The following is a 23,824-nucleotide window of genomic DNA, read 5'->3' on the forward strand; positions in this document are numbered from 1 at the left end:
ATGTTTACCCGCATCTCCGGCTGCGGCGAGATCAGACCTTGGAGACCTTAGACGTCGATTCTTACTCATCTGCGGTGGTTTTATGTCCACACCATGGAGGAAACGGACTCAGGTGCCCTCAAACGTCGATTCGTACTCGTCTGCCGTGACCTTATGTCCACACTAACTATGGGTTCGGACTCAGGTGACATTCTACTTCGATACTTACTCGTCTGCGGAGGCTACGAGTCCTCGCCATCGACGGTCCGGACTCAGGAGACGCTATTTCACAGATTTTGGTCATTTCGCCCTGCTAACGGACTCAGATGCAACTATTCGACCAAATATACTCCTCTTTGGAGCAAAAACTTGGCAATAAGAGCTGTGCGGTCCGATACTTCTGAATAATGCTCCAAAAACACCAAATAGCTGCAATACAGTCCGAACGATGATGTATTATCGTCAATCTTGGCTAGTCCGGACTCAGGAGACCTTACAAGTAACTTCACAATCGTCTGACGAGACTGGATGTCCACACTAACTATGGGTCCGGACTCAGGAGATGCTATTTCGCAGATTTAGCCCATTTCGCCATGCTATCGGACCCAGATGCAGCTATTAATCCTAATTCGTTCTTCTCTGGAGCAAAAACTTGGCTATAAGAGCTATGCAGTCCGATACTTCTGAATAATGCTCCAAAAACTCTAAATAGCTGCAATACAGTCCGAACGATGATGTAGTATCTTCAAACTTGGCTAGTCCGGACTCAGGTGACATTATACGTCGATACTTACTCGTCTGACGAGATTGGATGTCCACACTAACTATGGGTTCGGACTCAGGAGACGCTATTTCGCAGATTCAGGTTATTTCGCCATGCTATCGGACTCAGATGCAACTATTCGACCCAATGTACTCCTCTTTGGAGCAAAAACTTGGCTATAAGAGCTATGCAGTCCGATACTTCTGAAAAATACTCCAAAAACACCAAATAGCTGCAATACAGTCCGAACGATGATGTAGTATCTTCAATCTTGGCTAGTCCGGACTCAGATGACCATAAACATCGATTCATACTCGTCAACCTAGACTGGATGTCCACACTAACTATGAGTTCGGACTCAGGAGACGTTATTTCGCAGATTTAGCCCATTTCGCCATGCTATCGGACTCAGATGCAGCTATTGAACCAAATCCACCCCTCTTTGGAGCAAATACATGGCAATAAGAGCTATGCAGTCCGATACTTCTGAAAAATGCTCCAAAAACACCAAATAGCTGCAATACAGTCCGAACGATGCTGTAGTATCATCAATCTTGGTTAGTCCGGACTCAGCTGACATTATACGTCGATTCGTTCTCGTATGCTAAGATTGCAAGTCTTCACCATCTAGGGATCGGACTCAGGAGACCTACACGTAGATATCTCGTCATCCCCATGGATCAATCAGATCCGGAAGTCCTTATATCGCAGATTCAAACCACCTCACATTAGACTAGTTACCTACCAAGTTTACAATGCATTTGTTTAGAGCCGGTACATTAAGTGTTATAGTTAATGAACATAAGATTTTTCATTCAGTTCACGAAAGGAAGGAGTATTTTCATGAATATGGAGCAATGGGAAAGAATTCGGACGGGACAGGGATTTATAGCTGCCTTGGATCAAAGTGGTGGCAGTACACCAAAAGCGCTGCTGCAATATGGTGTTGCAGAGGACAGTTACTCTAATGAAGATCAAATGTATGGGTTGGTTCACGAGATGAGAACGCGCATTATCAAGAGCCCTGCATTTGATTCAAAGCATATACTGGGTGCAATCTTATTTGAGAACACAATGGATCGTTCCATAGACGGGCAATATACTGCCGATTTTCTATGGGAGAAAAAAGGGATTGTGCCTTTCCTGAAAATCGATAAAGGTCTTGCCGACCCTGAAGACGGAGTACAACTAATGAAGCCTATTCCCGGCTTGAGTGATCTTCTGAAGCGGGCCAACGAACGTAACATCTTTGGTACAAAAATGCGCTCGGTGATTAAAGAGGCTAATCCTTCCGGTATCAAAAAGGTGGTTGAACAGCAGTTTGAAATCGGTAAGCAGATTTTAGCAGCGGGACTCGTACCTATTATCGAACCGGAAGTTGATATCCACAGTGCTGATAAAACGGCTTCAGAGAAGCTGCTAAAAGAAGAACTATCGGCCCAATTGTCTACGCTGGGCAAAGACGTGAAGGTCATGCTTAAGCTCTCCATCCCAACGGAGAATAATTTCTACCGTGAATTAATGGAGAATCCTCATGTTTTGCGAATTGTCGCTTTGTCCGGCGGTTACACACAAGCAGAGGCCAACGATAAGCTCGCCCATAATCAAGGACTGATCGCCAGCTTCTCACGTGCGTTATCACAGGGACTAAGCGCTGGGCAGTCAGAAGAAGAGTTTAACGCGCTCCTCTCTAAATCTGTAGAAGCGATTTATGCAGCCTCTATTAAATAAGATCCTCATTTAAACCAGCACATAAAAAGAGCTGTGTCCCTGACAGGTGTTCCCTGCTAGGTAGCAGCTCTTTTTTTATGATGAGAATTTGCTTTTAAAGTCTAGAACTTTCAGATTAAACGCCATTTCGTCTACTCTTTCAGCCCACACAAGCATGCAATAGGTTTGTTAAAGTCCCTTACATCTTATCTAAGGACCACACCTGTACCTAAAACACATTAATCAACCACTTCTCTATTGTTTCTTAGTACACCATCCATAATTCCTGTTTTTAATCCAGCGCATTTCATTACCCAATAATTTCTTGATCTTACGCAAAAAAGGCTTCCACCACGCAAGTACGCGAGGTAGAAACCTAATCGATTACTTCTATGTTATCTTAAATCGAAACCACGAGGATTAATGCAATTAAAGCTGGCAGTCCTTGCATAAATAAAATAGACTTTTTCACCGTCAGTCCGCCATATAACGCCGCCACTATAACAGTTGATAAGAAGAAGATTTCAATTTGATGACCGAAATTTACATTCGGATGAACCAATCCCCAAATTAAACCTGCCGCCAAAAATCCATTGTATAACCCTTGGTTCGCTGCCAGTGTTTTAGAAGCATCCGCAACTTCCTGTGTCATTCCAAAGACTCGAAGCCCTTTTGGCTTTGACCAAGCGAACATTTCTAAATAAACAATATAGATATGTATTAACGCAACAACACCGACCATAATATTAGCTACCCATACCATCAAAATAACCACCTTATTTTAATTTGTGTACAATTTAATTGTATCACATTAAAACTCAAAAGTGTATACAACATCTCATAAACAATTCGACGCTAAAAAAGAATAGCCATAATCTTCAAAAAAAAGACTATCGCTATTCCATACGTAATGTTTTATGAAATTCTAAAATACTTTTGCAGCAATATAAACGGTTACGCTATTGTAAAAACCATAAAGAGAACCATTGCTCCAGACGAAATTGCTAGGATCTGAAATTCCCGTATTTTGAGACGCTTGATGTCCATGTTTCTCTGACCATAGACCTGAGCTATTTTGAAGCATGAAGTGGTAATCTACGTTATCCTCAGGAATATCGACTTTACCATTACCATTTGAGTCGATCCATCCCACTCTTAGTGCAATTCGATGTTCATCGGAATTAATCGCTGCAGTTCGGCCCGGAAGTATCCGCCAACCCGGTTTAAAGTATAAAGGATTCGTATTGCCATCTTGAACCACAAGACCAGCAGTATAATACACGTTAGTAAAATAGGCAGGATCTCTGACATTTGAGACCCCGTCTCCATCACCAGGGTTGATTGCCCCTGGAAATCTTAAGGCATAACCATAACAGTTAATCCCATAACTATTTTCGGCTGTATACGGCCACGCATGACCATAAGTGGAAGCTAGAATTGCTTGCGGAGAATCAGGTTCAAAAGTAGGTGTTATTAGCTCCGGTGCTAACAATTCATTATTAATAAGATTGTCATCTGCCGGGGGTACAAAGCTTGATGACTCTTTGAGTTCTCCAACTGTAGTAACATTTCCTTGTGTGTCCACAATAATCGTATCGTCGCCCTTCCATTCTCCAACCCAAACCTTTTCCGGTCCAGAAGTTTGGACTTCTTTCAAATTACTCACGTCGACGTCGATGGGTGCGGCCATTGCAGCAGAGGACAGGGCCAGATTCAGCAAGAGCGTGCAGGTTATTGCGGCTTTATAAGTCTTTTTCAAAATCACAAACATCCCTTTCTATGTAAGATAAGTAAAAATTAACATTTTATCCTAAAATAGACTATGAAGAATGTTATGGCTTTTCCAAACCCCTATAAAGCTTTATATTCAAAATAGTCAAAATAAGCCGGCTTCGCTTGCTGATCCAAATCCTGAGCACATACCCCGACATAGGAACCGGTAAAGCCAAGCTTGCCGCCATATTCATCCGAAAGCGTACCAAAATCTAAGGGAGTACAGACAGCTGTCCAATTCACCCCGTCTGATGAAGCATAAAACAACAGATCACGTCCATGAATTTCCGCCTTTAGATAATAACGATCCCAATCTTTCACAGATAGCTGCATAGAGGAAATCTCATCGTATTTGCCACCTCTACACAGCACAACGCCCAAACTAGTTCCACGAATCTCATCTGCGGTAACACGCAAATAATAGTAATCACTGTCATCATAATAGAGGACTAACCCAGCCATTTGCAGGAAGCTATCCGGCTCGAATTCCAGACAGGTTGTAGCTAAGCATTCAAAATGTTGAATCGGCCGGGCAATTAAACTCTGATCATGCAGTGAAGCTAATGACTCTCTGCCGCGCAGACGAAGAAAACCCGGACGTTCCTTCAAGCTAACCCAAGATTCATCAAAAGGCACACGCAAGCTTTGGTATGGAAATCCAAGAACCTCTCCATCAAATTCATCTCTGTTTGGCAGCTCCTCAAAAGTGAATATCGGCAGGTCAGGAGCCACGGTCTCCAATGCAGGCAGCTTCCCTCCGTGGGCCAATCGCAACCAGCCATCCTCTGTCCATTCACAACGTTGAATCGCAGTTTCCCGGCCTAACGGATTCATCGTTGACGTTCCCGGAATCGGGCGTGTGCATAAATGCGCCATGTACCAGTCCCCATTCTGAGTCTCTACGAGCGATCCGTGCCCTGCTTGCTGAAACGGGTAGGTCAGATCATGTGCCGTGGTCATAATCGGGAAATCCGGATCCGTCTCATAAGGACCTGTGAGGCTTCGGCTTCTAGCTAAGGTGACCATATGGTTGATGCCGGTGCCCCCTTCTGCTGTCAGCAAATAATAGTACCCATCCTTCTGGTACAATTGCGGACCTTCGGTCACTCCGATAGGTGTCCCTTTATAAATTTCATGGATAGGTCCCGTTAATTTGCCAGTCTCCGGGTCATATTGCTGCATAACGATGCCAGAGAAGTTATTGTGATTTTTACGGAAATCCCAACGCATATTAAGCAGCCATTTGGTCCCTTCCAGATCATGGAACAAAAATGGATCAAATCCGCTGCCATTAAGTCTAACCGGCTCACTCCACGGGCCCATGATATCCGTCGCTGTAATTAAATAATTATGCAGATCTTTATATACACTTTTGCGAGATTTCACATCTGTAAATAGCAGATAAAATACGCCTTGATCATAAGAAAGCGCGGGTGCCCAAATGGAACCAGAGCTTACGTTACCACGCAGATCTACTTGTGAGGCTTCTGTCAGCACACGTGAAATGGAATGCCAATGAACCAGATCCTTGGAATGATGAATTTCTACACCTGGAAACCATTCAAAAGTAGAGGTTGCGATATAATAATCATCCCCTACTCTAATAAAAGACGGATCTGGATGAAAACCTGCCAACACCGGATTAACAATTTTTTGCGTCATAATGTTACCCTCCACTACCGGATTTTTCATAGTTTAACGTATTTATTGTATCGCTTTCATAACGATTAAAGTTATAATGAGATATAAGAAAATGTTTGTATTTTGTCATCTTGGAGGGCCTATGAAGCAGCTGTTCGAACCTGTTGTTTTTGAAGAACATAAGACCTTGATTTGGGATTATAAAATATATACCGACGACTATTACAAAGGTTATTATCACTGGCATCAATGCTGCGAAGTCATGTTCGTGTATGGCGGACAGGGAAACGTTGTTGTGAATCAGCAGATGTACGATATCCGCAGGGGAATGTTATTCTTTTTCCAGCCCTATCAGCTGCACCGGATCTATTCTGAGGTTTCTCCCGAATGTCCTTTTGAACGAACCATCTTCTACATTGATCCACATGTTGCTGAACACCTGCTGGAGGGTTTTGCGAAAAGGAAGGCTTTATTCACAGCGCTTTGGCAAGGGAAAAATACACATTGTGCCTTTGATCTTAAGGATCACGTTGAGTCGGTGGAGTGGATTCTGGAGCAATATAATCACAATAAAAAAGTCAGTCTGACTGAGGATACCGAAGACATTTCACTGTTAATTCTTCAATTATTGAGCAATATAGGAACTGAAGATCAGCATGTATTCCAATCAGGAGAACGGCGAACCTTGCGTTATTCTGAGAAAATCATGAGTTTTATCGAAGAGCATTATCATGAGGAGGTTAATCTGGATCAGTTAGCTGAGGAGATTCACTTGTCCAAATCCTATATCTCCAGAATCTTTCATCAGGAAACCGGAGGAAGGCTTGTTGATTATCTGACTGCCCGCCGGATCAAACAGGCCTGCCGCTTGTTAGGAACGACAGACCTGCCTGTGGAGCAAATCGGAATCACTGTTGGTTTTCCAAATGCCTCATATTTCAATCAACTGTTCAAAAGAGTCCTAGGGACGACGCCATTAAAATATAGAAAAAGTAATTAGATCCAATCTACACAACCGTATTTTTTTCAGTAACGAAGAGTATATTTTTAGCAAAATGATTAATATCTATCAGCTCTGGGCGGGGGGCGTCCACCAATTCACCATTGATCCTTAAATTGACAAAGGTCACATTTTCAACAGCTCTCTCTTCGTCATATCCATAAATTCGTGAAGGGTTGGCCGTCCCGCTATAGCTGATGTCGCGAAATGTAATGTTCCGGATGCTTGTCCCCGGCTCTGGATTGTAATCCTTGTTATAGACCACCCGCACATCAATTAGCTGCCCCCGCTCAATACGCTCTACACGTATATTTTCATATAGAACATTACATACCCTATTTCGATCCCCGGCATTAATCGCCAGTGCCCCCCAATAGTTCTCTTGCGGTTCGTGATGATTCAAGATATCAATATTTGCAAAAACAATAGACTCAATGGTGTCCCCGTTCCGTTCATGGTCCCCATGTGTACCAATCATTAATGGATGAGCGACATCCGCCCACAGAATGGAATCACGAACGCTAATATTACGGGTATCCCCATAAAAATCCCATCTCGAGCCGTAAATAGCAATACAATCATCCGAATTACGCATAAAAACATCCCGGATTCTAACCTCGGAACTAGACATAATATCAATGCCATCAGACCACCCCCGAGTGCTAAACGATTTGAAATTATCAATCACAATCTGCTCAGACTGCCCGATGAAAATGCTGTAATGTGGCGGATCAATCACGGTAATACCTTCCACATTTATGGATCGCGAAAAAATAATTCGTATCCCTCGAAAGGCCGAGAATCGATGAAAATCCGCAAGATAAATTATACCGCGACCACGAATGGATACATCATGAACTCCCTCGCATACCAAGGAACCTACAAGCACTGAACCTCCGGCAAGATACACCGTGGTTTCCGAAGGGACCGGCAATACTGTTTCTTCTATATAATGTGTGCCTGGAGCGAAATAAAGCACCTTCCTTTTTTCACGAGGATCAGCAGCGGCATTATCCAGCAGCCGTAAAAGATCAGGTTTCCGGTGTATACCCGGTTGGACTACTAGAACATTAGCATCCTCTGGTTGAGGGGCATCCTTCTCCTTAGGGTTAGCAAATAAATGCAGATTCCGAAAAATATCACCGTTGATCTCAATCGATAACTTTTGCGGACCTGTTAGCTTAAACAAAATGGTATTTCCATGATATTCGTAAGAGATCCCTCGCGAAGCCGGAGCAATGTTCACACAATCAATCTCCGTATAAAGACAGGTGACTTCAACTTCTACTGTACCATCCAGATCAAAATAAGCCATGGATGCAAGACGCACCTCATGCATATCTACCTTAACCTCGTAAATAAACAAGCTATGCCATTCTCCTTCAGGCTGCCGTACTCTAACCTTATAATCCTCACGTCCCGGGATATCTTTAGGTGCTTTATATACTTGTAAATCATCCACTTTACCATCCTCCTGTTCATTTCGATTGTATCGCTTCCAACACCGATAAAGTTTTAATGTGTTATGCAGAAATGTTTGTATTTTGTCAGTTTTAAATTATAAGCCAACTTCAACATGACAATAATCAAACATTTCCTTATATCAAAACACAACTTTCCTGAGCTTTAGAAAGCTATACTCATAACATCCTAATTACACTGGAGGCAATAATAATGACACACCCTTATTGGCAGGAAATCATGGGTAGACTTGATACAAAAGTGGAACGTATGGTAGAGCAGATCGGTGACAAGTGCCCGCATTTCGCCGGGAAAGATGGCAAATTTGATGATATCGGTTCAGACTGGTGGACTACAGGGTTCTGGCCTGGACTCCTCTGGATCATGCATGATATGACCGGAAAAGATCTTTACAAGGAGGCTGCTTGGCATTGGGACGGTACCTTGGAGGAATGGTTTGTTAAACCAACGGTTGAGATGCATCACGATGTGGGATTCCAATTCCTTCCGACAGCTGTAATCAAACATACAATTACAGGTGACGAAGATGCCCTGCGCAGAGGAATTGAAGCTGCGAATTTCCTCGCTGCCCGCTATAATCCTGTAGGCAAATTCATCCGCGCATGGAATGAAGATAAATACGGCTGGGTAATTATCGACTGTATGTTAAATATCTCCCTGCTGTTCTGGGCCAGCAAAGTGACAGGTGATCCCCGCTATAAGCATATTGCAATTAGCCACGCCGAAACGACAATGCAATATGGCATACGTGAGGATGGATCCACCAAACATATTATTTCTTTTGACGCAGAGACAGGTGCTTATCTTGAGAATTTTGGCGGTCAAGGCTACTCGGCTGAATCCTCTTGGAGCCGAGGAACAGCTTGGGGATTGTACGGCTTTATCAATACTTATCGCCACACTGGTGATGAACGTTTCCTGAACACTGCTAAGCGGATCGCACATTATTTCATCTCTGCTTTGCCTGAGGATCAAGTCCCTTATTGGGATTTCCGCCTAGAGGATGATACCCGGATGTTCCGAGATAGCTCCGCAGCCTCTATAGCCGCTTCAGGATTATTAGAGCTTGCAGATATCGTACCCTTAGGCGAAAAAAGTCTATATGCAAATGCAGCGGAGCGAATTCTGCGCTCACTGACGGAAAATTACGCAACCTGGGAGCTGCCGGAGCATGAAGCGATTTTATTGCACGGAACTGGCAGTGGCAATTCCTTCATTGATGTATCCCTGATCTATGGAGACTACTATTATATTGAGGCTATCGCTAAATTAAATGGCTGGAAACATCGGATTTTCTAATTGCAGATAGTTAATTTAAACAACAAAAAGACACCTCTCTTGAGGTGTCTTTATATATTTCAGGCTATTCGTTCACCAGTGCCGCAGCACCCTCCAGCAGCATCAAGCCGCTGAGTTGAATACTCAGCTGAACCGGAAGCTCCGGTTTCACTTCCCACGATGAACTGCACAGACCCAGTTGTTTATCCAGACCTTTTTCCCACAACTGCATTACATTGGCCAATATAACCTCGCGAATACGGATATTTACAGGAGATATTTTACAGAGCTGAACCAAATAACGAATCAGAATGCCCTTGAACAATCCAGTATCATCAATGCCTTCATCAGGCAACATCAGATTAATTGGATCGCATAACCGATCAATACATGTATTAGCCGTTCGATTCGCATCTTCTAAGTAATGAACATCACCCGTATTCTTGTAAAGCTCTAGGCCAGCGCCTAGAAACACCCCCTGACAGTAAGTAAACTCCCAATCGTAATCGATCTGGCCATCCCCGAGTCTATTCATCCCATCCCACACAAAACCAGTCGTAGAATCCATCAAATATATCTTGTTCCATTCATAGATACGGAGCGCCCACTCCAGATCCTCTTGCTTATGAAAAAGTTCATATAACCGGGCTGCAAGAATGACGGCAGGTGCATTGGCAGGTGTGTTTTTATAATCTAGCTGATCCTTCTTCCACGCCAGACCTCCACCCAACTGTTCATTCCAAGCCGTCTTAATATCTTCCCATAGATCAAGCACAGCACTTAAATAGGCTTCATGTCCTGTAACCCGATAAGCACGCAGCAACGCCAATGCTGTCCATTCCATATCATCATAGTAATTATGCCTGAAAGTCCCCCCGTTATAAGCTTGCAGACTCTGACTTAGCTCCATAATTTTCAAGGAATACACAGGATCTCCACTACGCTCATAACCATCTACTAAAATATCAATGACATGAGCCTGCCACCAATAATAAAAGTTTTCCCCCGCAACGTTGTACGCTCTGGGATACCATTGGTTCATGATCCCCGTCTCAGCATTATAATAATTACGTAGTAGACATTGTTGGAACCACTCGGACTTTTCCTGTCAACTGACTGCTTCTATGGCTTCCTTTGCTTGTGTCATTAAGAACTCACCTCAACCCTGTTCTTTAGTTAATTCAGCCATCTTCTCCAGCAGCTTTATCGCACTAAGCTGGGAGCTGAGCTGAATCACACCAGCGGAAGTCGAAGTCCAATCTGTGCCAAACAACACTTTATCCTCTGACTTTCCTTGTTCCCAGAGACATTCTGCATTCGCTCGCAGGAAATCTACAGCTTTAACTGCTGCGGAATCAGCTTTGACCCATTCAGCTGTATAGCGAATCAGGATTCCTTTAAACAGTCCCGCATCACCATTTCCTTCATCTGGCAGCACACCTCCCTCAGAGTCAGCAATTTCATGGGCTGCGGCGGCAAAGGTTAGACGAGCATCCTCTAAATATTCCTGCTCTTTAGTGATACGGTACAGTTCAACTGCTGCGCCAATGAAAACACCTTGGTTGTAGGAGTATTTCCAATCTTTATCGATCTTTCCATCGCCAGTGCGATTCATGCCATCCCATACAAAACCCGTTGCCGGATCTACTAGATGCTCTTTTTGCCATCTGTATATTTTTAACGCCCATTCAAGATTGCCAGCTTCACCAAAAGCTTGATACAAGCGTGCCGCAAGTATAGCTGCCGGTGCGTTGGCTGGTGTATTTTTATAATCCAACTGTGATTTCTGCCAAGCAATTCCACCGCCCATATGCTCGTTCCAACCTGTCTGAATGTCGTTCCATAAAAGAAGGGCTGTATCTTTATAACCTTCCACTCCTGTTGCTTGATAAGCACGAAGCCACGCGAGAGCCATCCATTCCATATCATCATACAACTCATTTGGCCACATACCACCATTTCGTTGTAGCAGACCTTCATGAAGTGCGGAAAGCCTTTTGGCATACCAGTTCTCTCCAGTCCGCTGTAGTCCATCTACCAATACATCCACAGCATGGGCCATCCACCAATAATGAAAAATCGTGTTGCATTCTCCATTTGGACAAGGTGTTTCTATATTGTACATTTTGATCGCTTCATTCCAGAAGAATGAATCCAATGCAGCTTGTGCTTGATTCGCCCGTTCCTCCCAAATCCCTATCTCCAATTGATTCATATAGACTCTCTCCCTGGTTCGATTTTTATTGCATTAACCCTTAATACCACTGAAGGCTATCCCCTGTACAAAATAACGCTGAAGAGCTAAAAACAACACCAATATCGGCAAGATTGCTACTAGCGCTCCAGCCATCATTGGACCGTAGTCTGTTTGAAAATTATAAGAAAAAGCTTGAAGTCCCATCTGAATCGTTGCTTTTTCGGGATCATTCAGCACAATCATTGGCCATAAGAAACTGTTCCAGCCCGCTTGGAAGGTAAAGATACTTAAAGTAGCCAGCGCTGGTTTAGTCAACGGCAAATATATCCGCCAAAATATTTTAAACTCTCCACAGCCTTCGATCCGGGCCATTTCCATCATGTCACTAGGTAAGGTGAGAAAGAATTGCCGCATAAAGAACACAGCAAAGGTTCCAGAAGCGCCCGGAAGAATAATCCCCCAGAATGAGTTCATCAGCCCGTTACCCCCGCTACCAAAAATATCATTTCCTCCAAAAAGAGGAATATGGCGCATGACATAAACCGTGGGGATCATCGTCACAATGCCTGGTATCATCATCGCCGCAAGCAGCACGCGGAATATCGGCTTATTGAGCTTAAAATTCAATTTTGCGAACGCATAACCACTGATAGAACCAAAGAACAGATTCGCCAATACACCCGCTACTGCAAGTACAAGCGAATTCCAGAAATAGAGCGCAAACGGAACCGTAGTAAATGCCTTACGATAGTGTTCTAAGGTCAAATGTGAAGGAAACCACCGGATGGGCATGGCGAAGATCTCTTCGTCAGGCTTCAAGGATGTAAGAACACTCCAATAAAAAGGTAGAAACATTACGATAGCAATAACTATGCACGCTATATAATAGATTGATTTGCTTAAGCTTCTTTTTAATAACGAACTTCCGCTAGTATCCATACCTCTATCCCCCTTCTGCATGGCAAGCCCGGCTTATACAATGGACTCCTCCGCCTTTGTGATCCGCATGTTTATTAGTGAGAAAATGAGAATCGCCACAGCAAGCACAAATGCTTGTGCAGACGCATACCCCATTTGCAATTGATTAAAGCCCTGCTGATAGATCAGATAAACTGGAGTCTTTGTCATATTCGCCGGACCACCCTGCGTCAGCACAAAAGCTTGGTCGAACAACTGCAACGCACCAATGATTGACATCGTACTGACAAGAAAGGTTGTTGGTCGCAGCTGCGGCCAAGTAATAAACCGGAAACAAGCCAGCTTATTAGCACCGTCCAGCCGTGCAGATTCATACAAATAGTCGGGCACGCCCTGCAGACCTGCCAAGTAGATAATCATATTAGAACCTACCGATTGCCAGAGGGTAAGCATAATAATGGATAACATCGCCGTTCGGGTCTCGGATAACCAAGCTGGACCCGTAATCCCAACATAAGACAACAATCCGTTAACCAAACCAAATTCAGGATGCAAAAGCCAGATCCAAACGGTAGCAGCAGCAACGGCGGATGTAAGGGTAGGCAGATAATTCAATGTGCGGAACAACTTTACCCCACGCCAGGATCGACTAAGCAGAATCCCGAGGAGAAGCGAAATCAGAATATTAAATGGAACGAAAATGATGGAATACAGAAATACATTTCGGAATGTTTTCCATAACAAACTGTCCTCTATCAAACGGCGATAGTTATCAAAACCGATCCAATCGTTTCTACTAAGTACATCGTAGTTGGTAAAGCTTAAATATAGCGCCATTACCACAGGGATGACTGTGAATACTGTAAACAGCAATACCGTGGGTGTAATAAACAGATAAGCCGTCCGCGCCTGATGTTTCTCTAGCTTTCTGATGGAAGCCATTTCAGCTACCCCCTCCTAAGCAAAAGGGAGGCGAAACCTCCCTTCACTTCAAATGTCTTACTTATTATTTCACTACTTCATTATCCTTCAGCATTTTGTCGCCCTCTTCTTGCGATTTCTTCAAGGTCTCATCAATGCTCATCTTGTTTTGCTGATTAAGCTGCAAATTAGGGGCCAAAGCATCAGTCTCCATCACGGAATATCCAGGATGGTTCGGACGAACCTTGGCGAACTCCAACGTTTCCAGAAACGGCTGCCACTTTGGATCATCCTTGAAAAATGGATCTTCCATCGATGGCTTATAACCCGGCAGGTTTAGACTCGTCTTTGCCCAGAGCAACGCGTTATCCTTGTTCGCTGTCCACCATTTGATGAACTCCCATGCTTCTTCCTTATGTTTGGAGCCTTCTGGAATCACTAGCCCAAATCCACCCATGACACTACCTTTATCACCATTTGGTCCGGCCGGAGGAGGAACGATTCCATAATCCAGGTCTTTACCATATTTGTTATAGGTGCTGAGCATCCACGGACCGGAATACAGCATAGCCACTTTACCTGTGACAAAAGCATCTTGCCCTTCACCAAGTCCAAGTTCGAACCCTACTTTATACACTTTGTCCTTGTTCATTAGGCGATCCCAGAACTCAAGCACCTGCTTGCCCTGCTCATTATTAAAATTGGTCTTTCCATCCTCTGTAAGCATGGTGCCGCCAGCCTGTTGGAGATACATATTAAAAAGTCCCAAATCTCCCATAGAAAAACCTGCAGTCTCCAATTTATTTCCATTCCATTTCGTTAGCTTCGTAGCCGCTGCCTCTAACTCATCCCAAGTTGTTGGAGGCTGAAGTCCTGCTTCTGCGAGCAGCTTCTTATTATAGAAAAGAGCACGGGCATCTACTGTAAGCGGCAGCCCATATAATTTGTCATCGTATGAAAGCTCCCGTAGGGATTCACTGTAGAAATCATCTTCGGAAATACCGTCACGCGTTAAGTATTCATCCACCGGATGCAGTACATTTTTCGGGGCATACAGCGAAGTTCTCCAACGGTCCCAAAACAGTACATCAGGAGTGCCGCCATTGGTCGCAGAAGTTAGGAATTTCGTGATCATATCCTGTTGCAGCACATATTTTACGTGAATTTTATCCTGCGATTTATTAAAAGCATCCACCATGGTCTCGAATTGCTTCTGCCCCTCACCGCCCCAATCTCCCCAGAAGGTAAGCTCTGTCTTTTTCCCGGTACTGCTCCCAGCTTTGCTTGTGTTTCCGGTCTCTTTGTCCGCAGATCCGTTATTACCACCGCAGCCCGCAGCAAGTGCAGTAGTCATTACCAAAACAATTGAGGTAACCAGCCATTTTTTCATGTTCTCTATCCCCTTTAGAGTCGATTATTCAAACCTTGTTGGTCTCATCCGCGCTTAATCTGCTTACCACAGCGCATGAGTACAAGCTCACAGAACATCATGTTTGCCCAAGAGAACCATGGACGTGTAAATTCATCAGGATTATCCACATGAAACCCTTCATGCATAAATCCAGTTCCTGCATCCGTCTTCTCCAGCAGATGAAGTAAGGCTTCCTGTTCCTCAAAGCGGGTAGATGTCATTCCCTGCATCGCTAAAGCTATATGCCAGATATACCGATTTGGCGTATGCGGACTTCCAATGCCAGCAGCCGCTTTTCCTGCGAAAAAATAAGGATTAGTGCTACTTAAAATAAGTTCACGGGTATTTTTATAAATAGGATCATCAGCAGTCACATAACCCAAATAAGGGATAGAGAGTAGACTAGGTACATTTGCATCATCCATAAAATTCACCTGTCCCAGACCATCTACTTCATAGGCATAGACCGCTCCAAACTCTGGATGTTCTACAATTCCATACTCACTTATTCCCTTATTAAGCTGGTCAGATAGTTTTCTAGCTTTCTTTTCCAGCTCCTGATCACCTAAAATCTCACGGGCAATTTCACACACAAATCGTAAAACAACCACCGCGAACATATTGGCCGGAACCAAATACCCATATTCACAGGCATCGTCACTAGGACGAAATCCAGACCAAGTCATTCCGGTATAGTCCGTCAACGTCCCTTTGCCTTCTCGAGCTAACGTATCCGTGGGCGGACAGTTCATCCGTTGAAAAAGATATTTTGAATCGCGCTCATGGTTCTGTTCGGTAGTCCATAATGTTATGATTCTTTCTACGCCTGTTACAAACGACTCATTAAACTGACTAGTACGGCCCGAATTCTTCCAGAGCAGATAACTCAGTTGGATTGGATAACATAACGAATCAATTTCATATTTTCTTTCCCAGACTCCCGGGCTCATCTCCGTCAGATCCTCTTGGTGGCCATGCCCACTTTCTTCTTCATTGAATGCGTTAGCATACGGATCAAGCTGGATGTAAGTAAATTGTCTACGTACAAGTCCCTCAATCATGTCTGCAATTTCTTCATCTTCGGAGGCAAGGATTAGGAAAGGTCTGACCTGTGCGGCGGAATCCCGTAGCCACATCGCTGGAATATCTCCGGTAATAACAAAAGTGCTTCCGTTTGGCATTCGTTTTAAGGTTGTGTTCCAGGTGTTGGCCATACATTTCTCGAACATTTCGGCTAATTTCGGGCGATCACTCAGCTGTGCTTTTACGCTAGATGCCAGTTTATGCATTGACTCGGGTATTTCTCTAGTTGCTTTCAGTTATAATACCCCCTTTTTCTTTTTAAATTTGAAGCGCTTTCATTGATTAGTATATTGTCATGTGATTAGTATGTCAATATGTTTATTTTATTATAATGATATACCAATACATCTATAATGATAAATACATATCTAAAACAAATAAAAAAACCCATCCAAAAAGATAGGTTTTTATAACAACTAATATATGTTTAATTTGGAGAATAAGCCAAAATTCTATTTAGAGATAGATTGTTTAGCGGAGCTTGTGGATTCACCAGAAATTAACTCAGCTTCCAGCATTATCTTATTGGACACACTCTGCCCGTTCATAATTCGCAATACATTTTCTACTGCAAGCCGCCCCATCTCTTCTTCATTTTGCCGTAAATGGGTAAATGCATAACCCGAACCAAGTGGAGTTGGCGGACTATCAAAGCAAATGATCGAAATATCTTCTGGAATTCGTAGCCCAAGTCGTTGGACCGCAGTTCTAGCCAGCAGCGCAATATTATACTCCACAGCAAAAAGCGCCGTTATTGTTGGATTCTTTTGCAAATGAGAAATTAGCCGCGAAATGTCATGTTCAATATTCTCATCGTTGAAGGAATCCGGTAGTGTTGAGGTCAAATCGCTGACCCACAATCCCTTGTCTACAGCTATTCCCCGTTCCGCATGCGCTTGAATAAATCCCTCTACCCGCTCTTCAAGAGCTGTGGTATCCGCTGGAGGTGGAGAGAGAAAGGAGATATGAGTATGCCCGAGATCAAATAAATACTCCGTACCTTTGAGTGCAGCCTGCATATTATCAGTACTGATTGATGCTGCTGCCACTCCTTTTAAATGGCGATCTACCAGAACTAGCGGGAACCGCCCTATCACCAATTTTAGAATCTCCGCATTAAAAAATTCGCCTTGAGCCGGAAAAATGATCAGACCATCTACACCTAAGCTGAGCAACTTCTGAATAGATTTCTCTTCGTTCTCCGGCACCCCAAACGTTCTTCTTAAAACCAGAAAACAATCATTATCACGTGAAGCCTGCTCCATGCCATAAATCAAACCTGTGCCATAGCTGTTGCCAAAGTCGGTAATAACCAGACCGATCGTCTTTTCCTCATGGTTAAAGGAATTGAAAACAGTTCCGTCGGAGACCGTCCCCGGAGATATCGCTGATTCCATGTAATCGACTGCTGGATCTGCCACAAATGAACCTCTCCCCGGTTTTCTCACAATTAATTGTTCCGCGGCGAGCATTTCCAGAGCTTTTTTACTCGTAATCCGACTAACATTATAGGCTTCAGCCAGTTCTTTCTCTGAGGGAACCCGTTCCCCTTGTCCATAGGATTTATTAACGATAAGCTGCTTCACTTCATCAAATATTTTTTCATACATCGGTTTGGATGATGTTGTCTCACTCATGACTTTCGTTATCTCCTGACTCTAATTTTTTCATCTTATACATAATAATATATCATGATATATTAAGTTTGTCGACAGTTGTGCGGCTGCAGCAAAAAAAGAGGGAGGAAGGATGTAAAGTGGAAAAATACAAAACTTCGTATATAAACAGAGATAACCCGTATTCAGTGAATGCTGGTTAAATAAAGGCTAAGTAATCGCTATAAATATCATTTCTACTATATTCTTAGATAATATCAAACCGTATTTCATCTAACAAGTTTTTACACTTTTGTCCATTTGTTCTTTTTTTATTCAAAAACAGCTAACACAGGTCTATCGTAAATTGCTGTTCAGAATATATAATAGAGACTATCTGGTATAGAAAGGAAGTTGAATAGTTAATGAAATTTAATGATTATCGCTATGAGCGCCCGGATGTAGAGAAGTTCAAACAGGATTTTAACAACCTGCTTAAAGATCTCAATGACACCGAGCCATTAGAAGTGCAAAAGGCTTCCGTTACCGCTATTAACAAGCTTCGCAATGAGTTTGACACCCTGCAGACATTGGTTAGCGTTCGCCATTCGATCAATACAACAGATGAATTCTACAAGGCTGAACAGGAATTCATGGACGAGATTGGCCCTATCGTTCAGGAATACATAACGGACTACTACAAAGCACTCGTCAATTCCAAATACAGAGCCGAATTCGAACAAGAATGGGGCACGCAGCTGCTTCAGCTTGCAGAAGTAGCTCTGCGTACTTTTAGTCCAGAAATCATCGAAGATTTACAATTGGAGAACAAACTCTCTACAGAATACGCTCAGCTTATCGCGTCCGCCAAGATTCCATTCGAAGGCGAAGAACGGACACTGACTCAGCTTACTCCATTTGAATTGTCCACGGACCGCGATATGCGCAAACGTGCTTCACAAGCCAGATATGATTTTATGTCTGAACATGAGAGTGACTTTGATCGAATCTATGACGAGCTAGTTAAAGTCCGTGACCGCATTGCTAAAAAGCTTGGTTACAGCAACTTTGTTGAGCTAGGTTATGACCGGATGATGCGTACCGATTATAACGCCGACATGGTAGCCAACTTCCGGAAACAAGTTCTGGAGCATATCGTACCCGTCTCCCAACAGCTTAAGAAACGGCAGACTGAACGCCTAGGTCTGGATGCCTTGAAGTTTTATGACGAGAACTTCAGCTTCAAGACTGGCAATGCCACTCCTAAAGGAGATCCTGACTGGATTGTAGCTAACGGATCCAAGATGTACAAAGAGCTCTCTCCGGAAACTGATGAATTTTTTACTTTTATGTTGGATAACAATCTAGTGGATTTAGTAAGTAAAAAAGGTAAGCAAGGCGGTGGCTATTGTACTTACTTCAGCCAATACCAAGCACCTTTTATCTTCTCAAATTTCAATGGAACCTCAGGGGATATTGATGTCTTGACCCATGAAGTGGGGCATGCCTTCCAGGTGTATGAAAGCCGAAATATTAATGTACCTGAATATGCTTTTCCTACTTATGAAGCCTGTGAGATCCATTCCATGAGCATGGAGTTTTTTGCTTGGCCATGGATGGAATTGTTCTTTGAAGAGGATGCAGACAAATACCGTTTCAATCATTTGGCAGATAGCCTTCAGTTTATTCCTTACGGAGTTACTGTAGATGAATTCCAGCATTTTGTTTACAGCAATCCTGAAGCAACCCCTGCTGAACGTAAGCAAGCATGGCGAGAAATCGAGAAAAAATATTTGCCGCACCGCAATTATGAAGGTAATGCTTATCTGGAACAAGGTGGATTTTGGCATAAGCAAGGCCATATCTTCGCCTCCCCGTTCTATTACATTGACTATACACTAGCACAGCTATGTGCCTTCCAGTTCTGGAAACGTTCAAATGAAGATTTTAAATCCGCTTGGAGTGATTATTTAGAATTATGTCAAGCTGGAGGAAGCAAATCCTTTATCAAGCTGGTTGAACTTGCGGGCCTGACTTCACCTTTTGAAGATGGCTGCATTAGTTCGGTCATTGGAGAGATTGAAAGCTGGTTAAACAGCATTAATGATAAAGAACTTTAATAATACCTTGCAGTACCGATAAAAAAGCAATCCCTGCTTCTTAGCTGGGATTGCTTTTTTTTCATATTAAGGTTATTTAGCGATAACGAATCAACAAGTCCAGTGGATAACGACCTGCATTACGGCCATACAAAGCTAGCCCGCCGTCCTCTGCTTGCAGCTCCAAACGGAAAACACGATTGCGATCCAGCTTCGCTGCTAACTGCCCCGGTACACTTGCCTTGCATAGGTAGCCATAAGATCCAGCCTCATCCAGCTTATTCGCTATTGGCTGATAATGCCAAGACAAAATCCCTCTGCTATCAGCCGGATCATCCGGTAAATAGAAAGAACCAATCCGCTGCCCATCCACCAGAACGTTCACTCGGGAAGGATGACGCTCTTCATCCGTCATATAATACGTATTCGGATTATATTCCACCCTCGCATCTGCCCCATGCATAAGATCAAGGCCCATATCATTAAGCTTCGTACCTTCAACATGCCGCGCCAGCAATCGTTTAGCACTTGCTTCGAAGATGATTTCGATCTCACCAATCATTGATTTATCTGCTGCATCTGGCAGTGTAACCTCGTATACATACTGACCTTGCCCAGCACCATTGATCTTAGATCCTTGGATAGCATCCCATTGATGCTTAAAGTTATGATCGGTATAAGCTCCCACTGGAATTTGAATAAATTCTCCTTCACCTTTAAACAATACAGTGTTATTACCGCCTCTTACATCAAAAGTAATGAAATTCCGCGTGATCGCTTCACCCTTCTCATTAATCAGAGAAACAGCAAGTATTGCAGCCGCCTCCTGACCAGGCATTGTAATGTTCAAAGAAGGAAGTATAGTGTTTCCAAAGTTATCCCATTTCACAGACATATGTCCACTTTGCGCAGTGACCCGAGTCCCCAAATTGTCGTACCACAGTTCCCATTTCAGCTTCAAATTATGACCGTGATAGCTGTCCGCGAAGCTGGAACCTAGCAAAGGTACTTTAACACTCTGCCCTGCTTCTACTGTCTGGCATGGAGGAGCATCTATCACGATAAAATCTGGGGAATGCAGATCCGCAATCGTCATCCCGGGAACAAAATCCCCATATCCAAAATCCTTATCGCTCCCGTCTAGCCGGTAATAACCATTGAACTCATTCGTAACATCACGGAATTCAGTAAATACGAATCCACATAGCTTATCATGCCGCCGGAATTCATTCATCATATAGCGGTAATGCCATGCCAAATCACTGTCCCCTGCACCACCTTCTATCCCCCACACATTACCGCATTCGCTGTTCATTAGAGGGGCATCAGACTGTACGTTGCCGCCAATACAGTTAAACTCCGATCCCGGGAATGTTTTATCTACAACCTCATTTAAGTGGGCTTGCAGCTGCTCGTAACCATTAATGTAAAAGTGCCATGTATTAATATCCGATTCCACATGATCATAATTACACGGCGAGTTATCCTCAACAATTCTAGTCGGATCAAGCTGCTTCGCCCAGCGATATTTCTCCCGCACCCATTCCTGTGTCTCTTTAAGATAACTACTCTGCTGCTGTACATCACTTGTGAGGCTAGCCTCCTGAGCATCTGTCTTCAAACCCCAGGTCTCGTTGAACATAACCCACGAAAAAATAGATGGATGATTATAATCTCGTTCAATCACCTCAAGGGCTTCTCTCTCATAGGAGGCTCTGGCCTTGTCATCCGGATTACCCCAGAAACAAGGCATATCTTCCATAACAAGAATGCCAAGCTTATCCGCCCAATACAGCTTACGGGGTTCTTCGGGCTTAATATGAATTCGCACCATGTTTAGCCCTAAACGTTTCATTAGATAAATTTCATCCCGCATGTCTTCATCCGTTGGATAGGTGAAAAACCCTGTCTTGTGATAGGACTGATCAAGAGTACCGTTCAAATATATCGGTTTACCATTTAAGGTGATCCACCGATAATCACGATCTTCAAAGCGGGCAGTCTGAATTTCGCGAATTCCGAAATAAGTGCTGACTGTATCTGTACCAAACGATCCACTAAGCTGCAATTCACCTTCATATAAATAAGGATTTTCTGGACTCCACAAATGCGGATTGGGAACATCGATAGACAGCTTACATTCGTTCACCCCTGCTATAAGCTGCAGCTTCTCTGTATGAACAACAGAATGATCAGCGAATTGCAGCGTAAACTCTGCCGAACCCGTTTCATGCGCAATTATTCTTGTAGTTACCTTCACCTGTCCATCTATACGGGTCACAAACTTTGCATCTTTCATATAAGTTTCGGGACGTGCTTCAAGCCATACAGGCTGCCAAATTCCACGGATTTCTCCATATCCTTGTTTGCCCCGCGCTTGATAAGCATGATCGAAATCCTCAGCTCTTACGACAATATTATTCTCACAATTAGCTGCCCAGTAAGGTGTAATATCAAATTCAAATGAACCATATCCACCTTGATGTGAACCTACATGTTCTCCATTTATCCACACATCACATGAATAATCTACTGCCCCAAAACGTAAAAACAATCGTGTTTGTTGGTCAACAGCCTGCCCATTCACGGTGCGGCGATACCAGCCTATTCCTTGTTGATCGCAGCCAATTCCGGATAAGGGACTTACCCAAGAAAAAGGTACAGTGATCATTGAGTCGTAAGCGATTTCAGGATTGGAGTACCATAACGCCTTCATACCTTCATTGTTCGGATCAAACTTAAATGACCATTGCCCATTCAAATTCATCCATTCATGACGTTGCCAATGTGGATGAGGGTGTTCAGAACGAGGAATCGCAAGTGTCTCAGAAGCTAATATAGAAGTTGTCATATGGCGAGCACAGCCTTTCAAAATAAGAAGTTGAGCCCATTTTAGCACCAGTATATGTTTTTCGCAATGTTTATTATGATTTTACAATACTCGTTCTTCATTGTACAATAACCTCAACCCATCCTATACGAAAAGGAACAAATATGATGAATGATATTTCACAAGAAACGATACGTTATCCCGCGTCACGCATTTTAGATGTAGCTAAAGCACTGTCTGGTGACGTTCGCGTCCGCATTCTTGAAGCCCTTGGAGAGAAGCCTATGAGTGTCAGTCAATTAGCTGAGACGTTAGGTGTAGCTCAGCCAACGATATCTATCAATGTGCAGACGTTAGAACAGGTTAATCTTATCTCGTCTACACAAGGTGCAAATCGCGAAAAAATCTGTGCGGTCACCTGTCGCTCTATTCAACTCGATCTCCCTTCAAAGCTAGGGGATGGGCTGCATCAAACTGAGGAAATACATATGCCCATCGGAATGTTCTCCCACTGCTCCATACAACCGTCCTGCGGGATGGCCGGAAAAGATGGTGGCGTCATTGGCTCCCAGGATGATCCAAGAGCATTCTACATGCCTGAACGAGTCGATGCCTCTCTCTTATGGTTCGCAGAAGCCGGTTATGTCGAATACTATTTTGCCAACCCCCTGCCTCCAGGCGTCGAGTTGGACGAAATCCGCATTTCGGCAGAAGTATGCTCAGAAGCCCCTTCATTTCGAGAGGATTGGGCCAGTGATATCAGCTTATCCATCAATGACCAGTTAGTCGGGACTTGGACCTGTCCCTCAGATTTCGGGAACCGCAAAGGGAAACTGACCCCTGAACGTTGGAGAAGTGGAACTGAATATGGAGCTCTTACTACATGGAGTGTCTCGGAATCGGGCAGCAGCTGTAATGGTTCTTTCTCATCTTCCACTACAATCAGCTCTTTAAAGCTGGCGTTTAATGAACCTATTCGTGTACGTTTTGAAATTCGGGAGGATGCACTCAATAAACGAGGACTAAATCTGTTCGGAAGTGGGTTCGGGGACTATGCCCAGGATATCATACTGGCGTTTGTACGACGTCCGAAATGAGGAAAAAGAGGCAGGAGTGCCTCGGAAGTGGATCCAATGTTCACCAG

Annotated in this window: 16 protein-coding genes and 1 pseudogene; 5 read left to right on the plus strand and 12 right to left on the minus strand. The window is 43.6% G+C overall.

Annotated elements, in window-relative coordinates; all coding sequences use genetic code 11:
- Positions 1 to 1,585: 1,585 nt before the first annotated feature.
- Positions 1,586 to 2,473 carry a fructose bisphosphate aldolase gene (locus tag MHB56_RS01875; protein WP_076194668.1) on the plus strand — a complete coding sequence of 296 codons (888 nt, stop codon included), beginning with the start codon at positions 1,586 to 1,588 and terminating at the stop codon, positions 2,471 to 2,473.
- Between the two features lie 379 nt (positions 2,474 to 2,852).
- Here MHB56_RS01875 and MHB56_RS01880 read toward each other — a convergent pair whose 3' ends face one another.
- The 3 genes from MHB56_RS01880 to MHB56_RS01890 all read right to left on the minus strand — a co-directional run bounded on the left by MHB56_RS01880 (position 2,853) and on the right by MHB56_RS01890 (position 5,887).
- Positions 2,853 to 3,215, minus strand: a complete 363-nt coding sequence (locus MHB56_RS01880; RefSeq protein ID WP_076128270.1) for a DUF1304 domain-containing protein — start codon at positions 3,213 to 3,215, stop codon at positions 2,853 to 2,855.
- A gap of 162 nt (positions 3,216 to 3,377) precedes the next feature.
- The gene (locus MHB56_RS01885) at positions 3,378 to 4,211 is read right to left on the minus strand and encodes a hypothetical protein (RefSeq protein ID WP_341143195.1); all 834 of its coding nucleotides are present in this window, start codon (positions 4,209 to 4,211) and stop codon (positions 3,378 to 3,380) included.
- A 92-nt stretch (positions 4,212 to 4,303) separates the two neighbouring features.
- Positions 4,304 to 5,887: a glycoside hydrolase family 43 protein gene (locus MHB56_RS01890; protein ID WP_340033193.1), complete on the minus strand. Its 1,584-nt coding sequence runs from the start codon at positions 5,885 to 5,887 to the stop codon at positions 4,304 to 4,306.
- A 121-nt stretch (positions 5,888 to 6,008) separates the two neighbouring features.
- Between MHB56_RS01890 and MHB56_RS01895 the strand changes: the two genes are divergently transcribed.
- Entirely contained in the window at positions 6,009 to 6,866 is an 858-nt protein-coding gene (locus MHB56_RS01895; protein WP_076128265.1) for an AraC family transcriptional regulator, read from the plus strand.
- Positions 6,867 to 6,873: 7 nt separating this feature from the next.
- Here the strand turns inward: MHB56_RS01895 and MHB56_RS01900 are convergent, their stop codons facing one another.
- On the minus strand, positions 6,874 to 8,328 hold the full coding sequence (locus MHB56_RS01900) for a glycosyl hydrolase family 28 protein (RefSeq protein WP_341143196.1): 1,455 nt from the start codon (positions 8,326 to 8,328) through the stop codon (positions 6,874 to 6,876).
- A 212-nt stretch (positions 8,329 to 8,540) separates the two neighbouring features.
- Here MHB56_RS01900 and MHB56_RS01905 point away from each other — a divergent pair, with 212 nt between their 5' ends.
- A complete protein-coding gene (locus tag MHB56_RS01905; RefSeq protein WP_076306115.1) occupies positions 8,541 to 9,647 on the plus strand; it encodes a glycoside hydrolase family 88 protein in 1,107 nt (368 codons plus the stop codon).
- Positions 9,648 to 9,711: 64 nt separating this feature from the next.
- Here the strand turns inward: MHB56_RS01905 and MHB56_RS01910 are convergent.
- The 7 genes and pseudogenes from MHB56_RS01910 to MHB56_RS01940 form a co-directional block, all read right to left on the minus strand.
- Positions 9,712 to 10,704, minus strand: a pseudogene (locus tag MHB56_RS01910) (glycoside hydrolase family 76 protein); the annotation flags it as partial.
- An 81-nt stretch (positions 10,705 to 10,785) separates the two neighbouring features.
- Positions 10,786 to 11,841, minus strand: a complete 1,056-nt coding sequence (locus MHB56_RS01915) for a glycoside hydrolase family 76 protein (RefSeq protein WP_076309254.1) — start codon at positions 11,839 to 11,841, stop codon at positions 10,786 to 10,788.
- Between the two features lie 33 nt (positions 11,842 to 11,874).
- Positions 11,875 to 12,762, minus strand: coding sequence for a carbohydrate ABC transporter permease (locus MHB56_RS01920; RefSeq protein ID WP_076306116.1), 888 nt, complete (start codon positions 12,760 to 12,762; stop codon positions 11,875 to 11,877).
- Positions 12,763 to 12,795: 33 nt separating this feature from the next.
- Positions 12,796 to 13,683, minus strand: a complete 888-nt coding sequence (locus MHB56_RS01925; RefSeq protein ID WP_036688088.1) for a carbohydrate ABC transporter permease — start codon at positions 13,681 to 13,683, stop codon at positions 12,796 to 12,798.
- A 64-nt stretch (positions 13,684 to 13,747) separates the two neighbouring features.
- A complete protein-coding gene (locus tag MHB56_RS01930) occupies positions 13,748 to 15,052 on the minus strand; it encodes an ABC transporter substrate-binding protein (RefSeq protein ID WP_076184486.1) in 1,305 nt (434 codons plus the stop codon).
- Positions 15,053 to 15,096: 44 nt separating this feature from the next.
- A complete protein-coding gene (locus tag MHB56_RS01935) occupies positions 15,097 to 16,362 on the minus strand; it encodes a glycoside hydrolase family 125 protein (RefSeq protein WP_076306117.1) in 1,266 nt (421 codons plus the stop codon).
- Positions 16,363 to 16,608: 246 nt separating this feature from the next.
- The gene (locus MHB56_RS01940) at positions 16,609 to 17,793 is read right to left on the minus strand and encodes a GntR family transcriptional regulator (protein WP_076194647.1); all 1,185 of its coding nucleotides are present in this window, start codon (positions 17,791 to 17,793) and stop codon (positions 16,609 to 16,611) included.
- A 383-nt stretch (positions 17,794 to 18,176) separates the two neighbouring features.
- On the opposite strand from MHB56_RS01940, the gene MHB56_RS01945 reads away from it, so the two are divergent.
- A complete protein-coding gene (locus tag MHB56_RS01945; protein ID WP_076184489.1) occupies positions 18,177 to 19,871 on the plus strand; it encodes a M3 family oligoendopeptidase in 1,695 nt (564 codons plus the stop codon).
- A 76-nt stretch (positions 19,872 to 19,947) separates the two neighbouring features.
- Here MHB56_RS01945 and MHB56_RS01950 read toward each other — a convergent pair whose 3' ends face one another.
- Entirely contained in the window at positions 19,948 to 22,701 is a 2,754-nt protein-coding gene (locus MHB56_RS01950) for a glycoside hydrolase family 2 protein (protein WP_339809990.1), read from the minus strand.
- Between the two features lie 143 nt (positions 22,702 to 22,844).
- Here MHB56_RS01950 and MHB56_RS01955 point away from each other — a divergent pair, with 143 nt between their 5' ends.
- Positions 22,845 to 23,777: an ArsR/SmtB family transcription factor gene (locus MHB56_RS01955; RefSeq protein ID WP_254857042.1), complete on the plus strand. Its 933-nt coding sequence runs from the start codon at positions 22,845 to 22,847 to the stop codon at positions 23,775 to 23,777.
- Positions 23,778 to 23,824 lie beyond the last annotated feature (47 nt).

The sequence above is a fragment of the Paenibacillus sp. FSL H8-0315 genome, assembly GCF_038005365.1.
GTDB lineage: Bacteria > Bacillota > Bacilli > Paenibacillales > Paenibacillaceae > Paenibacillus_AQ > Paenibacillus_AQ odorifer.

Coding starts and splice junctions, on each gene's coding strand:
- MHB56_RS01875 (WP_076194668.1), top strand. CDS start 1,586: ATGAATATGGAGCAATGGGAAAGAATTCGGACGGGACAGGGATTTATA.
- MHB56_RS01880 (WP_076128270.1), bottom strand. CDS start 3,215: ATGGTATGGGTAGCTAATATTATGGTCGGTGTTGTTGCGTTAATACAT.
- MHB56_RS01890 (WP_340033193.1), bottom strand. CDS start 5,887: ATGACGCAAAAAATTGTTAATCCGGTGTTGGCAGGTTTTCATCCAGAT.
- MHB56_RS01895 (WP_076128265.1), top strand. CDS start 6,009: ATGAAGCAGCTGTTCGAACCTGTTGTTTTTGAAGAACATAAGACCTTG.
- MHB56_RS01905 (WP_076306115.1), top strand. CDS start 8,541: ATGACACACCCTTATTGGCAGGAAATCATGGGTAGACTTGATACAAAA.
- MHB56_RS01915 (WP_076309254.1), bottom strand. CDS start 11,841: ATGAATCAATTGGAGATAGGGATTTGGGAGGAACGGGCGAATCAAGCA.
- MHB56_RS01920 (WP_076306116.1), bottom strand. CDS start 12,762: ATGGATACTAGCGGAAGTTCGTTATTAAAAAGAAGCTTAAGCAAATCA.
- MHB56_RS01925 (WP_036688088.1), bottom strand. CDS start 13,683: ATGGCTTCCATCAGAAAGCTAGAGAAACATCAGGCGCGGACGGCTTAT.
- MHB56_RS01930 (WP_076184486.1), bottom strand. CDS start 15,052: ATGAAAAAATGGCTGGTTACCTCAATTGTTTTGGTAATGACTACTGCA.
- MHB56_RS01935 (WP_076306117.1), bottom strand. CDS start 16,362: ATGCATAAACTGGCATCTAGCGTAAAAGCACAGCTGAGTGATCGCCCG.
- MHB56_RS01940 (WP_076194647.1), bottom strand. CDS start 17,793: ATGAGTGAGACAACATCATCCAAACCGATGTATGAAAAAATATTTGAT.
- MHB56_RS01945 (WP_076184489.1), top strand. CDS start 18,177: ATGAAATTTAATGATTATCGCTATGAGCGCCCGGATGTAGAGAAGTTC.
- MHB56_RS01950 (WP_339809990.1), bottom strand. CDS start 22,701: ATGACAACTTCTATATTAGCTTCTGAGACACTTGCGATTCCTCGTTCT.
- MHB56_RS01955 (WP_254857042.1), top strand. CDS start 22,845: ATGATGAATGATATTTCACAAGAAACGATACGTTATCCCGCGTCACGC.